The 14,844-nt window shown below is 59.2% G+C and carries 11 protein-coding genes; 8 read left to right on the forward strand and 3 right to left on the reverse strand.

The features are described 5' to 3' along the window. Positions 1 to 216: 216 nt before the first annotated feature. The gene (locus tag ACQZ5G_RS11800) at positions 217 to 1,500 is read right to left on the reverse strand and encodes a HAMP domain-containing sensor histidine kinase (RefSeq protein WP_149622556.1); all 1,284 of its coding nucleotides are present in this window, start codon (positions 1,498 to 1,500) and stop codon (positions 217 to 219) included. Next, positions 1,500 to 2,189, reverse strand: a complete 690-nt coding sequence (locus tag ACQZ5G_RS11805; RefSeq protein WP_448738222.1) for a response regulator — start codon at positions 2,187 to 2,189, stop codon at positions 1,500 to 1,502. Before ACQZ5G_RS11805 ends, ACQZ5G_RS11800 begins: the two co-directional genes overlap by 1 nt. A 148-nt stretch (positions 2,190 to 2,337) precedes the next feature. Between ACQZ5G_RS11805 and ACQZ5G_RS11810 the strand changes: the two genes are divergently transcribed. The 4 genes from ACQZ5G_RS11810 (at position 2,338) to ACQZ5G_RS11825 (ending at position 9,430) form a co-directional block, all read left to right on the forward strand. Then, entirely contained in the window at positions 2,338 to 3,786 is a 1,449-nt protein-coding gene (locus tag ACQZ5G_RS11810; RefSeq protein ID WP_448738221.1) for an efflux transporter outer membrane subunit, read from the forward strand. Next, complete coding sequence (locus tag ACQZ5G_RS11815; protein WP_149622411.1) at positions 3,786 to 4,859, forward strand: efflux RND transporter periplasmic adaptor subunit; 1,074 nt, start codon at positions 3,786 to 3,788, stop codon at positions 4,857 to 4,859. Before ACQZ5G_RS11810 ends, ACQZ5G_RS11815 begins: the two co-directional genes overlap by 1 nt. Continuing rightward, positions 4,856 to 7,918, forward strand: coding sequence for an efflux RND transporter permease subunit (locus tag ACQZ5G_RS11820; protein WP_448738220.1), 3,063 nt, complete (start codon positions 4,856 to 4,858; stop codon positions 7,916 to 7,918). Before ACQZ5G_RS11815 ends, ACQZ5G_RS11820 begins: the two co-directional genes overlap by 4 nt. A 243-nt stretch (positions 7,919 to 8,161) precedes the next feature. Beyond that, the gene (locus ACQZ5G_RS11825; protein ID WP_448738219.1) at positions 8,162 to 9,430 is read left to right on the forward strand and encodes a patatin-like phospholipase family protein; all 1,269 of its coding nucleotides are present in this window, start codon (positions 8,162 to 8,164) and stop codon (positions 9,428 to 9,430) included. 31 nt (positions 9,431 to 9,461) lie between these two features. Here the strand turns inward: ACQZ5G_RS11825 and ACQZ5G_RS11830 are convergent, their stop codons facing one another. Continuing rightward, positions 9,462 to 9,989 (reverse strand): MarR family winged helix-turn-helix transcriptional regulator, encoded by a 528-nt coding sequence (locus tag ACQZ5G_RS11830; protein ID WP_149622412.1) that lies wholly within the window; start codon positions 9,987 to 9,989, stop codon positions 9,462 to 9,464. 158 nt (positions 9,990 to 10,147) lie between these two features. Here ACQZ5G_RS11830 and ACQZ5G_RS11835 point away from each other — a divergent pair, with 158 nt between their 5' ends. From ACQZ5G_RS11835 to ACQZ5G_RS11850, 4 genes are read left to right on the forward strand one after another with little or no spacing between them, the layout of a single operon-like run. After that, positions 10,148 to 10,696, forward strand: a complete 549-nt coding sequence (locus tag ACQZ5G_RS11835) for a flavin reductase family protein (RefSeq protein ID WP_448738218.1) — start codon at positions 10,148 to 10,150, stop codon at positions 10,694 to 10,696. Positions 10,697 to 10,743: 47 nt separating this feature from the next. Beyond that, on the forward strand, positions 10,744 to 12,036 hold the full coding sequence (locus ACQZ5G_RS11840; protein ID WP_448738268.1) for an acyl-CoA dehydrogenase family protein: 1,293 nt from the start codon (positions 10,744 to 10,746) through the stop codon (positions 12,034 to 12,036). Between the two features lie 56 nt (positions 12,037 to 12,092). Further along, positions 12,093 to 13,415, forward strand: coding sequence for an MFS transporter (locus tag ACQZ5G_RS11845; protein ID WP_448738217.1), 1,323 nt, complete (start codon positions 12,093 to 12,095; stop codon positions 13,413 to 13,415). Then, complete coding sequence (locus ACQZ5G_RS11850) at positions 13,412 to 14,824, forward strand: carbohydrate porin (protein WP_448738216.1); 1,413 nt, start codon at positions 13,412 to 13,414, stop codon at positions 14,822 to 14,824. The genes ACQZ5G_RS11845 and ACQZ5G_RS11850 overlap by 4 nt, the downstream gene beginning before the upstream one ends. Positions 14,825 to 14,844: the final 20 nt, after the last annotated feature.

A 14,844-nucleotide genomic window follows, 5' to 3' on the forward strand; every position in this document is an offset into this window, starting at 1 on the left:
ACACCTGCGATTGTTGTCCGCTCGTACGGATCCGCTAGCAAGCGGACCGTCCGCAGCTGAACCCCTGCCAATTCTTAAGCGCGCAGTGCAGGAAGATTCATCAGCTTATCGTGCGATAAACATCGAGCGAGCTCACCAGACCGATATCAGGATCATGACGTGGCAGGGTATCGCCCGCCACTTCGTGATCGGACTGTCTCCATCCCTGCTTCAATCTCACCGCCGTTCCAATTTTTGAGCGGCCGGCTTGGGAATCTCCAGCATCACTGCCAGCCCGCCACCGGCCGCTGTCGATGCCGAAACGCGGCCGCCATGCTGCTCGACCGCGTGCTTTGTGATGGCGAGGCCCAAGCCAAAGCCGTTTGGCGCAGCCGTGTCGCTTCCGCGCGCAAACGGCTGGAATATCCAGTCGACTTGAGGCGCAGGCACACCTGGCCCTTCATCCGTGACCGTCACGCGAAGGGCTCCATGAATAATCTCCGAGCGAATGGAAACGCGAGAGTTGTCGGGGGAATATTTCAGGGCGTTGCGGATGACATTCTCGAAGGCGCGATAGATCAGCTCCCCGTTGACCTCGGCGATGAAGGTGGCGGAGCCGTCATGGGACACAGTAATCCCACGCGCCTGTCCCTCAAAAGCCGCGTCTTCGATGATTCCGTTCAGCAGATCCATCAGATCGAGAGTTTGAACGACGTTGCTACCGGAGCCGGCGGTCAATCGCGCGAGGGTAAGTATCTCGCCAACCAGCCCGTCGATGCGCTCGATCTCACGGTCCATGCGCTCCATCATTATCTCAAGCTTCGAAGGATTCTGCCGCAGCACCCCAATCGCCGCCTGAAGGCGGGACAGCGGCGAGCGCAGTTCATGGGACACGTCGTGAAAAAGGCGCTGTTGGACCTCCTGAAGTTCCTGCAGGCGCGCGGCGCTGGCATCGAAGTCATGAGCCAGAGCCGTTACCTCGTCCTTCCGACCGTCCATTTTGTCACCGATGCGGACGTCGAATCGGCCATGAGCGAGAGCGCTCAGGCCGTGACGGAGATGGGCGACAGGACGAATGAGATAGCGAGCGAGCCAGAAGGCGGAGATCGCGCTTGCGATCAGGGCCGATGCCCAGGGCACCAGCTTCGGCCAGGTCTCCGCGATAACCCCCGGTTCCTGCGCGATGATCGTCGCGCGGTAGCAAGCGTCACCCACAACGACGTTGCGCATGTTCGTTGTAGCGACATCCGGGCAAGCACTCGCCGGACCGATGTCGGATATGGAAAGGTCGACCGGCTGAGGCACTGCCCTTGCGGCTCGCGCGAACGATTTGGCAGCTTCCTCCTCTTCTAGCGCCAGCAACTGTTGCGCTACGTCAAGCGCGAAAACCCGCTGCTGGCGGGCGATGTCCTGAGAGAGCGGGCCGACATCGAGCATAGCGCTGATTGCAAACAAACCTGCGATTGATGCAGCCATCATCAACCATGTGATGGTGAAGAACTTCCAGAACAGGCCACGCATCATCGGTCTTGCAGGAGTTGATAGCCCTGTCCCCGCACCGATTGTATCCAGGATTGGCCGTCATCCCTGGTGCCGAGCTTCTGGCGGACGCTGCTCAGGTGAACGTCGATCCGCCGGTCAAACGGCGTCAGGGGGCGTCCGAAGGCGTGCTTCGATATTTCCTGCTTGGAGACGAGCTGACCGGCATTACGGGCAAGCACCTCGAGCAGGGTAAACTCGGTGCCTGTCAGTTCCAGACGCTTTCCACGCCATTCCGCCGTCCTGTTTCCCGGATGCATGGCCAATTCGCCAGCCCGGAGCACTTCCTGCGAGATGCCGGCGCCAGAGGAGCCGGCCCGGCGCAATATGGCCTTCAGCCTTGCCGCGAGCTCGCCGGGTGAGCACGGCTTTGGTACATAATCATCGGCGCCGAGATTGAGCCCCGCGATCCGGTCGACGTCATCGCCCTTGGCCGTCAGCATCAGGACGGGCACCGGACTCGATCGTCTGATGCGCTGCAGGACATCAATGCCGTTCATATGCGGCATCATGATGTCGAGGACGATGATGTCGACGGTGCCTGATGCAGCCTGAACGATCGCGGCGCGCCCGTCCTGCGCGGTCGCTACGTCGAAGCCCTCCTCGGAGAGATACTCCTTGAGGAGTGTCGTGAGATCGGCGTCGTCGTCGATAAGAAGAACCTTTGCCATTCGGAAGCCTATCATTCGTTCAGAGGGCAGCCATACAGGACAAATCCCTGTCGGACAGTGAATTTTACCTATCTTAACACCGGCTTGACCGCACTTGACGTTAGATCCGCTACGGACAGGCAAATTCTTCGCTAGTCCGGGCAGGTCAATGAAAATTGTATTCAGAAAAAGATCCAATCCGCCTTTGGCGGTCACGCTCTGCCTGCTCCTGTCCGGTTGCGCGACATTCGTGGAGCTTCAACCAGCCGACGTCAAGATCGCAAGTGTCTGGCATGCGACCGTGCCGCATGGCGGCAAGACATCCACCCTCGTGTCGTGGTGGTCAACCTTCAACGATCCTTCGCTGACTTCTCTCATCGGCTACGCCCAGGAGCAGAATCCGAGCCTTGCCTCGGCCGCCGCCGACATCGACAAGGCGCGCGCGACATTGGCTTCCGCACGGTCGAGCCTGTTTCCGAGTATGGACGGCTCGGCCTCCGTCGCGCGTTCCGCCACCGATGGCGACGCCACCAACCGCGTCGCCGCTGCGACGACATCGAGCGGCGGCCTTGATGCCTCCTGGGAGATCGACCTGTTCGGCAAGACGCGGCAAAAGAGCGAAGCGGCTCAACTCCGGGTCCAAGAGCAGATCGCCAACTGGCACGACACCCGGGTATCACTCGCCGCCGAGGTCGCCGACTATTATGTACAGTACCGGGCCTGCCGGCAGCTCGAGAGCGCCTACAGCGTCGAACTCGCCTCACAGCGCGAAACGATACGGGCGACGGAGACCGCCGCGACATCGGGCTTCACCTCCGCCGCCGACCTTGCATTAGCACGGGCAAGTGCTGCTTCATCCTCATCGACGCTGACGGCGCAACAGGCCGAATGCGCGGTGCTGGTGAAATCGCTCGCCCAGGTCACCGGCACTGACGAGGCACGGGTCCGGCAACTGTTGGCGAAGGGCAAGACAGACATTCCGACGCCGAAGAACTTCAAGCTCGCGGCCGTGCCGGCAGAAGCGTTGCGGCAGCGTCCGGACATCGGCGCGCTCGAACTGGAGCTTGCCGCTTCCATCGCTGATGTCGGAGCGGCGAAGGCCGATCTTTATCCGAGCCTAAGTCTTGATGGCTCGCTCACGATCAGCAGTTCGACCCTGACGGGCGAATCGCTGCCCTGGTCCTTCGGTCCGGCGCTAACGATTCCGCTTTTCGACGGTGGATCGCGTCACGCCGCCGTCACAAGCGCTATCGCCGATTACGATACGGCGGTCGCCAACTACAAGTCAGGCGTGCTGAGCGCGGTCGCCGAAGTCGAGACTGCGCTTGTTCGGGTGGACAGCACCCGTAGACGGATCGGTGACGCCGGCAGCGCGGCGCGCAACTACAGGACCTATTTCAATTCGGTTGATGCCAACTGGCGGGCGGGTGGTGTCAGCCTGCTCGACCGGGAGGAAGCCCGGCGCTCTGCGCAATCGGCAGAGATTTCGCTCATCGAAATCCGGCGCGACGCGGTGCGCTACTGGATTGCCCTCTACAAGGCGCTCGGTGGAGGCTGGAACGCCGATCCCGTTACCCCGGCACAGCGCCAGACGAAATCACAAGGAAATTCTCTCTGATGCGAACAGCCCCGTTTTTTGTTGCTCTCTTCGCGGGGGCAAGCCTTGCCTTTTCCGGTCAATCTTCGCTCGCGCAGCAAGAAGAAGCTGCGGCCCTCACCGTAGCCGTCGTGAAGCCGTCTGAGCGCCAGTGGGCGGAGACCGTGCCGGCGAGCGGCTGGCTGAAGCCATGGCACGAGGCTATCATCGCATCAGAAATCAGTGGGCTTCGCATCACCGATGTTCTCGTCGATGTCGGCTCGGTGGTCGCGAAGGGTCAGGCGCTTGTTCAACTGGCGGACGAAACCGTACTTGCGGATTTGCGCAAAGAGGAGGCGTCGGTCGAGACCGCCAAGGCAGACCTCGCCAAAGCGAAGGCGAATGCCGACCGCGCGCGGCAGGTTCGTGGCAGCGGCGCGCTTTCGGACGAGAAGGTCACTGAATACCTGATCGCCGAGCAGACCGCCGAGGCGAGCCTCAAGTCCGCCGAAGCCGCGCTGGACAGCCAGAAGATCAAGGTCAGTCAGACCAAGATCGTCGCGATCGATGACGGGCTGATCACCTCCCGCTCCGCGCAGCTTGGCGCAGTGGTCTCCTCAGGAACAGAGCTGTTCCGGCTCGTCCGTCAGCAACGCGTTGAATGGCAAGCCGAGGTCTCAGCCCGATATTACCCTCACATCAAGGAGGGCCTTGCTGCAGCGATTGCCGGCCCTGGCGGCAGGCGCATCGAGGGGAAGGTAAGGCTGGTCGGACCGACGGTCAGCACCGATACGGGCCGCGCGATCATTTATGTCACGCTGCCACCGGAGGATCATCCTCCGGTCGGCATCTATGTCACCGGACAGATCGAGCTGCAGTCGACCAGCGCCCTCACGGTGCCCGAGACCGCGCTCGTGTTCCGCGACGGCATCAACTATGTCTTTACGGTCGATAAGGATCGGCGCGCCTCTCGCGTGCGTGTCGAGACCGGACGCCGCAATGGTGGCGAGGTGGAGGTTCTGTCCGGCATCGATCGATCAACCTCGGTTGTGAAATCCGGTGGCGCCTTCCTCTCGGATAAAGCGCTGGTACGGGTTGAAGGAGAAGCGCAATGAACTTCTCCGCCTGGTCGATCCGCAATCCCGTTCCATCCATTCTGCTTTTTGTTCTGCTGACCGTCGGCGGTCTGCTCGCCTTCGAGCGGCTCGCCGTCCAGAACTTTCCAGACATGGACCTGCCAACGGTGAAGATCACCGCGACGCTCGAGGGCGCGGCTCCGACGCAACTGGAGACCGAGGTCGCCCGCAAGATCGAGGACAATCTCGCCTCGCTTAGCCTGCTCGACCATATCACCACGACAATCACGGACGGGTCCGTGTCGATCAGCGTGTCTTTCGAACTGGAAAAGGACAGCGAGGAGGCTCTCAACGAGGTCCGTAACGCAGTCGACAGCACGACGGATCTGCCGGCCGACATGGAGTCGCCGAGCGTCACCAAGGTCACAGTCCAAAGTTCACCGCTGCTCACCTACTCCGTCCGCTCGACCCGGCTCAACGAGACGGAACTTTCCTGGTTTGTCGACAACGACATGACAAAGGCCCTGCTTTCCGTATCCGGTGTAGGCGAGGTAAGCCGAGTTGGGGGGATCGACCGCGAAGTGCATGTCGATTTGAACCCGCAGCTCATGGGATCGCTGGGAATTACGGCCGCGACGGTTTCGTCCCGTCTCAAATCCGTTCAGGCGGACAGTTCGGGCGGACGCGGCGAGATCGGTGGTAGCAGGCAAACGATCAGGACTCTCGGCGCCGTCGCCTCGGTCGAGGAGCTTAAGGCGCTCGCGATCCCGCTGCCGAGCGGCGAATTGGTGCGTCTCGATGAAATTGGCACCGTGACGGACAGCTTCTCCGATCGCTCGTCGCTTGCCTATCTCAATGGGCAGCCGGTGATAGGCGTGCAGGTCAAGCGCTCGAACGGCTTTTCGGACACGGGCGTCGCAGCCGACATCCAGGCCGCGATGAAGACGTTCGCGGCCGCCAATCCCGATGTGGAGATCGTAGAGGCCTACAGTACGGTCGGGCCGATCATCGAGAATTACGACGGCTCCATGCACATGCTCTACGAAGGCGCGATTCTCGCCGTCGTCGTGGTCTGGCTGTTCCTGCGCGACTGGCGAGCAACCTTCTTGTCCGCGGTGGCGCTGCCCCTGTCGGTTATCCCGACTTTTCTGGCGATGTATTTCGCGGATTTCAGCCTGAACACCGTAACGCTTCTCGCCCTTTCCCTGGTGGTCGGCATCCTCGTCGATGACGCCATCGTGGAAGTCGAGAACATCGCGCGCCACCTCAACATGGGAAAATCGCCAATGGACGCGGCACTTGAGGCCGCCGACGAGATCGGCCTTGCCGTCATCGCCACGACCTTTACGCTCGTCGCCGTGTTCCTGCCGACCGCCTTCATGAGCGGTATTCCCGGCCTCATCTTCCGCCAGTTCGGTGTCACCGCAGCCGTCGCGGTGCTGGCTTCGCTGCTGGTCGCGCGCCTGCTGACACCAATGATGGCCGCCTACATGATGAAGGCGCATCCGACTGAGGAGAAGGACGGACGCATCATGCGCACCTATATGGCCATCATGAAAGCCTGCCTCAGCCACCGGAAGCTTACGGTTCTCGGTGTCTCCGTCTTCCTCGGACTTTCATTATCGGCAATCCCTCTTCTCAAATCGGGATTCCTGCCGGCCTCCGACGACGCACAGACGAAGGTAACGCTCACACTGCAACCGGGGAGCACCATCGAGCAGACAGACGCTGTGACGCGCCAGGCCGCGGACATTATCGCAAAAATGTCGGACGTGACCCACGTGTTCGCAGCCGTCGGCAGCGCCTCCTCGGGGGGCGGCCTGGAGTCCTCAACAACAAATGACGTCACCTCGGCAACCCTTGTCGTTGATTTGACATCGATCGGCGATCGCGACCGCAAGCAGTCCCAGATCGAAAATGACATCCGGCAGGCGCTCGCGGCGTTGCCCGGTGTGAGGGTCGAAGTCGGAACGGGCGGCAATGGAACGACGCTTGAGATCACGCTTGCCAGTGACGACTCCAATGCCCTCGATCAGGCGGGCAACGCGCTTGAGGAGCAGTTGCGCACGCTTAAGGGCATCGGCGCCGTTACCTCCAGTGCCTCACTCCAGGCGCCAGAAATCCAGATCGTTCCTGATTTTACCCGGGCAGCCGCACTTGGTGTCACATCGGAAGCGATCTCCGAAGCGGTCCGCGTCGCGACCAATGGTGACTATTCCTCGTCAATGGCAAAGCTCAATCTGCCACAGCGGCAGGTATCGATCCGCGTGCGGCTCGATCCCGACAACCGAACGACGCTGGACGACATCGCCAATCTCCGCGTCAGCGGCGCGAACGACAGCGTAGATCTCGGTTCCATCGCCGCGATCGGCATCGGCGGCAGCCCGTCGGAGATCAATCGCATCGATCGATCGCGCAACGTCACGCTCTCGGTCGAACTCAACGGCCGGATCCTTGGTGACGTCAACCGTGAAGCCCAAGAACTGCCTGCGCTGAAGAACCTTCCACAGGGCGTCCACCTTGTCGAACAGGGCGAACTGCAGCGCAGTTCTGAATTGTTTGAAAGCTTCGGTATTGCCATGGCTATCGGTGTGTTCTGCATCTATGCCGTGCTGGTGCTTCTCTTCCACGATTTCCTGCAACCCCTCACCATCCTCATGGCATTGCCATTGTCGCTCGGTGGAGCACTTCTGCCGCTCATCGTCACCGGCACGAGTTTCTCCATGCCGGCGGTGATCGGACTGCTCATGCTGATGGGCGTGGTGACGAAGAACTCCATCCTGCTGGTCGAATACGCCATTATGGCACGGCGCGGCGGTATGGAGCGGTTCGATGCTCTGGTGGACGCCTGCCACAAGCGGGCGCGGCCCATCATCATGACCACCATCGCCATGGGATGCGGCATGCTACCCGTTGCACTCAGCCTCACTGGCGGCGATGCGAGCTTCCGCCAACCCATGGCGATCGTCGTGATCGGTGGGCTGCTGACCTCCACATTCCTTAGCCTGCTCGTTATCCCGGTCATCTTCACCTTCGTCGACGACTTCCTTGACCTCCTCAAGCGGCCATTCCGCGGCAAGCAGAAGGAAAAGGCATAGCCTATGCCTGCAGAATCTGGCTAACCGGCTGGGAGATAAGAGCATGAATTGCGTTAGGCCAGGCACGATCATTGCTTCGAACGGCTCAATTGGACCGGATCGCCACCGTCAGAGACCACAATTTGTCGCCATCAAAGGAGATGGATCGACACTCTGACCGATCTGGCAGCAACGGCGTTCTCTATTCCGAATACATCGGGACGGATCATTGAGTGCTATCGCAGTTTTCAGCAAGGATGCCGAATGGATCCACGTTTCGCCTTCAGATGGTTCGCATTTAAGCGTTTGACGCTGTCAGCTTTGGCCGAGTTGGCACGTGTTGATGGCTCGCTTTCCCGTTCAGTTACGCGAAAAATGAGCAAGCCACGGACCAGCGTGCTTCCCTTTATCCTTGTCATCGCTATCTGCATGCCTGTGTACGGCTGCGTGACGACAACCCGGGCTGTCTATTCCGCCAGCGAAGCGGCGGTTGCCGAAGTCGATGGTTTCGATAACATTCGTGCTTATGCCGATGCTCCCGAGGGCAGCATTGGAGACGAGACACAATGGTTGCCCCGCACGACCGACAAGAACCTCAACGTTCTCTGCGTTTCGGGTGGAGGTTCTGGAGGAGCATTTACGGTTGGCGTTCTGTCCGCCTGGAGCAATCAACATACACGGCCAGTATTCGACGTTGTCACAGGTGTCAGTACAGGTGCGCTGATAGCACCTTATGCATTTCTCGGTCCCGCATACGACAAGGCGCTCGCCGATCTTTACACTGGTGGCCAGGCGAGAGAGCTCGTGGATATGAGGTGGATGGGTACCGGCCTTTTGGGGACGAGCATCCTCAAGGGGGAGCGCTTGCGGCAGATGGTCTCCGACTACATAACGAGCGATATCCTGCAAAAGATTGCAGCCGAGCACCGCCGGGGACGACGGCTGTTCGTTCTTACGACCAATCTCGATTCGCAGCGCGGTGTGGTCTGGAACATGGGCGCTATTGCAAACAGCGGCCGGCCGGATGCGCTCGGGCTTTTTCGGGATGTCCTGATCGCCTCCGCCAGCATACCGGGCGTCTTTCCGGCGGTGACAATCAAGTCCAAATCCGGGTCCCGGCAGATCGAGGAGTTGCATTCCGACGGCGGCTCATCGATGCAGTTCTTTGGCTTGCCCGACGCTGTGCTCGCCTCGCCGGGCAGACAGGCGCCGCTTAACAAGCGCAATCCAGACATCTACGTGATCGTGAACAACGCCCTGATGCCGGAGTTCGCCGAGACGAAGAATTCGACGATCTCGGTGGCCGGACGGTCCTACGCAACGATGGTTAAATCTCAGACCAAACAGGCTTTGCTTGCCCTCTATAACCATAGCCAAAGAACCGGCAGTCGATTGAGGATCGCATGGATCGACAAACAGATCCCCTATTCAATGCTCGATCCCTTCAATACCAACTATATGCGCGCTGTTTACGCGGACGGTTACAATCAGGCGATGGTCGGCACGGTATGGAAGAACGCGCCGATCTTTTGAGCCGGGCGTCACGACAAAAGGCGGTATCTGGTCAGGAAGGCAGAAGAGAAATCAACTTTGTCAGGGTTGCAACCAGATCGCGCCGTTCTGAGATGTCGAGAACACGAATGCCCTGGAGCAGATGAGATGACCTTGCAACTTCTTCCCTCGTCCTGCTCAAAAGCTCCCGACCTGCCTTCGTGATTTCAACGTATATCGTTCGCTTATCTGAAGGATGCGGTACGCGCTTAAGGTAATTTCGCTGCTCCAGTTTGGTTAACCGCCCCGTGATGGCGCCTGTCGTCACCATGCAGAGTTCAGCAAGATCACTCGGCCGAATCGGGCGACCCTCTGGACGTTGAGCAAGGTGGGTCAGGACATCGATATCACCCACTCCGAGACCAAAAGGCGTGAGAATTGCCTGAAGAGATTCCTGATCCAGCTGATAAAGGTGCCGTATTCTCATTGCGATCGCTATCGGAGAGCTGTCTTCACCGGGAAAATCAATCTCCCACTGTCGAACGAGTTCATCGAACACCTTTTGGGTCTGAGATACAAGGCGATCGCTGCTGTCTAACATGTTGAAATCCAATCCCATGGGCTTAGCCACTACTTACCAAAGCCAGGCATGATGCGCAAAGGGGTCCACGCGTAGCCGCGTCCAACACTAATCATCCAGGACCCTTGACACAAGATAATTTAGATCTAAGATACCTCTAAACGATATGGGAGGTATCGATGAAATTTAATGCTGTTACTGCTGCGCCGCCACTTCCTTGTTCGCCACAGGTACAAGCTTACCCGAGCCGGAACGCGTTGAAGGACGTCTTTGGTCGTCTCCCGTCCGGAGTGGTGATCGTCACAAGTATTGCAGAAGATCAACTCACGGGCGCGACTGTCAGCTCCTTCAGTTCGCTATCGTTTGACCCACCTTTGGTCGTCTTCGGCCTCGCGCAAAAGTCAAAGACGCTACAGGCGATTTTGCACTCGAGGAAATTTGCTGCTCACATCGTTTCCGAGCCCAACCGCGAGCTCGCCCTCCGGTTTGCATCCGACGCGCATGACAAGTTCGAAGGGTTGGCATGCACACTATCTCAGAACGGAGTTCCTCTCCTTCCAGGGTTCGATGCGTCCATCGAATGCTCCTTGGACAGTACACAGACTATCGGAGATCACCAACTCCTGATCGGCAGGGTTCTTGCCACCTTGATCAATGATGAAGTCAGCGCGCCGGTGGCGTGGTTTCGCCGGGACTTTCATTCATGTGTCCCCTTTGCCGCCCCGTGAACACAGGGCACCATCAGCTCCAAAAAATAAGGAATTTCAGCGTGGACATGAACTTGAAGCTGTTTAGGGAGTCGCCCACGAACGTGCTTGAATCGCCTTACTCCAGTGAGATCGGACGCGGCGTTCGGGAAAAAGCCGCTGATCTCGTTCCCCTGTTGCGCAAGAATGGGTTGGAGGGTGAGAAGCTCGGCGCCCTGAGTCGGGAAAGCCTGCACGCGCTTAACGATATCGGCGCATTTCGTCTTACGCTGCCGACGGATTTCGGGGGTTATGCACTCGGAGCGCGTGACGTGGTCGAGATTGTCAGCGAAATCGGTCGCGGCGATGGTGCCGCGGGCTGGATCGTGTTCGTGGCGGGTGGCCTGCGCAATATTATCTCCTTTCCGGACGATGCGGTCCGCGAGATCTTCGGCGAAGGGCAGAATTGGGTCGGACCGCTTGCCGCGGGAGCCTCAATCTTTGCGACCAAGGTTGGCTCCGCCCGCCGCGTCGACGGGGGCTGGATGCTCCGTGGCTCATGGCACTTCGGCAGCGGCTGCAAGCATGCAAAATGGATTGCCGTTGGCGTCGATTACGAGCGTGCCCCGGGACAGATGAGCCGTGCAATGGCCATCCTTCAAGCAAACCAGGTCGAGATCGTCGACAACTGGCATGTGATGGGAATGAAGGCGACCTCATCGAACAGTCTCACGGTAGAAGAAGAGCAATTCGTTCCCGATCGACGCTTCATGGACATGCGTGATTTCCCGATGAGGATGGATGAAACGCGCCGTCGCTATAATGGCCTCGCCAGCAAATTCGATGCGCGTGGCCTCATGCTTCTCACCAACCTCACTCACATGGCGATTGTGCTTGGGATGGCTCGGGGCGCATTCGAGTGCTACGTCGAGATGGCCAAGAAGCAGCAACCCTTCAATTTGCCTTATGCAAAAGTTGCGGAAATGGCCTCGACGCAGGTCTGCGCGGCCAAGGCCTACGCCATGATCAAGATGGCGGAGGCGGTTGCCTACCGCAGCGCCGACATTCTCGATCGCCACGCACTCGAAGGCATCGAAATCACCAACGGCCAGGAACAGGCAATGATGATGGAGTCCGTCTACGCGACGAACTCCCTCGATGCCGTCCTCAGCATGCTTCAAATCAGCATCGGGTCGGCGACCGCGAGCGAAAACAATCCAGTGCAGCGATTTGCCCGCGATGTGCGCGTCGCTCTGCTGCATGGTGCGGTTCGTCTCGACCCGACGGCAGAAATTTTCGGGAGGCAACTTATGGGGATTGAACCATTTCCGATGTTCGCGGGCGGTCTTCCAGACCGGTCGGCACCCGCATCGGTCGCATAAATTCGGCGCTTGTGCGGTAGGAGGCCGCGCAAGCAGCAACTCGGGAGGAGTGAGTTTTGGAACAGGGAGTAGGAGCGCGCGCGGTCGGCAGGCCGCCTGCGGCGCGTGGATTTGAATACAGCGCGGACGCCTGGAGGGTTCTCGGCGCACTTTGGCTGGTCGTGCTTTTGGTGGTGGCGGTGCCAAGCGCTGGCATCGCCGTAATTAACGCCCGCATGATCGCAGATCTCGATCTCGATCGTTCAGTCTTTGGTTTGGGATTCGGACTGTTCGTTATGATGATGGGCTTCCAGGGGCCGGTCGTGGCGATATTCATTCAAAAGTTCGGATATCAACGCACCGTTACGTTCGGCTGTTTCGTCCTGCTTATCGGGTCCGTTGCAATGGCGTCAGTAGTCAACACCGGCTGGCAGTATGTCATCGCGTTCGGAGTGGTCGTCGGGACCGGCGTATGCGTTGCCGGCATGCTGCCTGCGCAAGCGGCTATTGCGCGGTGGTTTCATGTCCGCCGCGCCCTGGCAGTCTCGGTCGTGCTTTCGGCCATCGAGTTTGGTGGGTTCCTGTCGCCGCCGGCCCTTGACCGCCTTCTGGCGGTCTCGGACAATAACTGGCGCCTCGGCTGGTGGGTGATCGCAGGCCTCGCCGCCGTCGCCTTGCTTACCGCCCGGTTCGCCCTGATCGAACGCGATGTTGAGCGGCTTGTAGCTGAGAACCCAACGACCGTTCAGACGAGGGGGGAGACTGCTGTTTTCAAGAGCCAGATCCACTGGCCCCTGAAAGAGGCGGTCAGAAGCAGGGCATACTGGCTTATCCTTGCCTACATGAGCGTCGCCGGCGTGGCTTGGGTTTTCCTGATGGCGCACGGCGTAGTCCATCTCCAGGACATCGGCTATTCGTCGGCGGACGCGGCTATGGCCATGGCCATCACAATCGTCGCTTCCTTCATCGGCAATATGACGGCTGGTTTTCTGGGGGACCGCATGTCACCGGCAATCATCGCTGCAGTTAGCATGGTGCTCGTCACGCTTGGCTTCTTTCTGCTGAGCCATCCGGAGGGCTTTGCTGGGATACTGCTTTACGCCGTGCCTGCGGGGATCGGTTACGGTGCTTCGCAGGTCTGCATCATGGCACTTCTGGGAAACTACTTCGGGCGAGAATCCTTCCCGTCGATGTTCGGTTCGATGATGCCGGTTTCCACGCTATGCGCGGCATCGGGAGCGGCTGGCGCCGGAGCGATTTTTGACCGGACCGGATCTTATGCGCTGATGTTCAACATCATTATCGGCCTTTGCGTCGTTGGCGCGCTCTCGGTGCTGCTGGCCTCGCCGCCCAGGCCGATGAGCATTGAGGGAGATCGTGCCGGGGGAGCAGGCCGATGAGAGAATTTATCGACATGTGGGAGGGGAAAATGCGCATTCGACTTGGTTGTGCCGCCTCGATTGTTCTTATGACTGCAGCTGTCGCTTGTGCAGACGACGATGGTCTTGCCATCGCGGTTCCGCCAGTTAATCCGATCGGCAGCGCCCAGGAACCCATATTCGTCGGACCATTGTCGGACGCCGGCAAATGGCTCCACGACAGTGGCATCGATATTCACCTCGATTATGTGGACATCTACCAGAACGCACCATCTTTTGGATTCGAGGGAGGATCTTCCGCAAATTACGGAATGTTCGTCTTCGGGGCCACGGGTAACCTGACGCCTGACCTGAGGATCAAATGGGTCGAAACAATCAACTACCCATCATACAACACCGACAATTATCTCTTCGATCTGTCGAACGCGTTTTTTCCGGTACCCGTTGTGGATTCACGGACTGATCTGACGCGCCTGACGGTCGAAGCCGATCTCCTTGATGACCGGCTTCAGATCGAGGCGGGCAGAATGGGACTCGGACAAGACTTCATGACGCGGGGTTTTTGCGGGGGGCTCGGATGTCTGAACTCGACGCTGGCAACAACTCTCAATATGCCGGGGGAAGCGCTTTCGGTTTGGGGTGCGCGCGCAGGCTATCATTTCACGCCCAATACCGCGATCGGTTTCGGGATCGTTGAGGACAATCCAGACAACTGGCAGGAGGGAAATGGCTGGGACTGGGGCAAGGGTGATGCCGAGGGCGTAATTGCGATCGCGAACCTCACACACCAGGAGTCGTTTTTTGATAATCCGAATCCATTGAAATTTGAGCTTGGTGCCTATTATCGCTCGACGCGTTATGAGGATGCTCTCTACAATTCTGGCTGGGGCAACCCGACCTTTGGGCCGGCACCCACCATCGTCGAACACGAAGGCACGACCGGCGTCTACGGACAGGTCCGTAAAGTCGTCTGGAGCGCGCCGGGCGCTGGGCCCGTTCCGGAGAACATCGCGCTCTATGGCGGATTGTTTCACACCTTCGGCGATGGTCAGGCCTATCCTTGGGAGGCCTATGCGGGGATCGAATATTCGGGCTTCTGGGCAGAAAATCCGGTCGCCACGATTGGCGCGTCGATTCATTACATCGGGCTGAGCGAAAAGCGAGCGGAATACGAGAGGAATGCGCGGCTGTTCTTTTCCGGCATAGATGAAAAGCAGCCGCGGGATACGTTCATGTTCGACGTCCATGGAAGCGTTGGACTTTTCGAGCACGGTGTTCTCGATCTCGGCGCCGCCTATATCGTCAACCCCAACACGTCTGTGCTCGCAGATTATTCCTCCGGCCGACAGAAAGACGGCTTTGTCTTCTATGCCACCCTTGCCTTCGACATCAGCGGCGGCCTTGGACTCTCCCCGTTGCGCCGGCCGTGAGGACGTCGTTGCTGACCACA

It is taken from the genome of Agrobacterium sp. 22-214-1 (assembly GCF_053522465.1).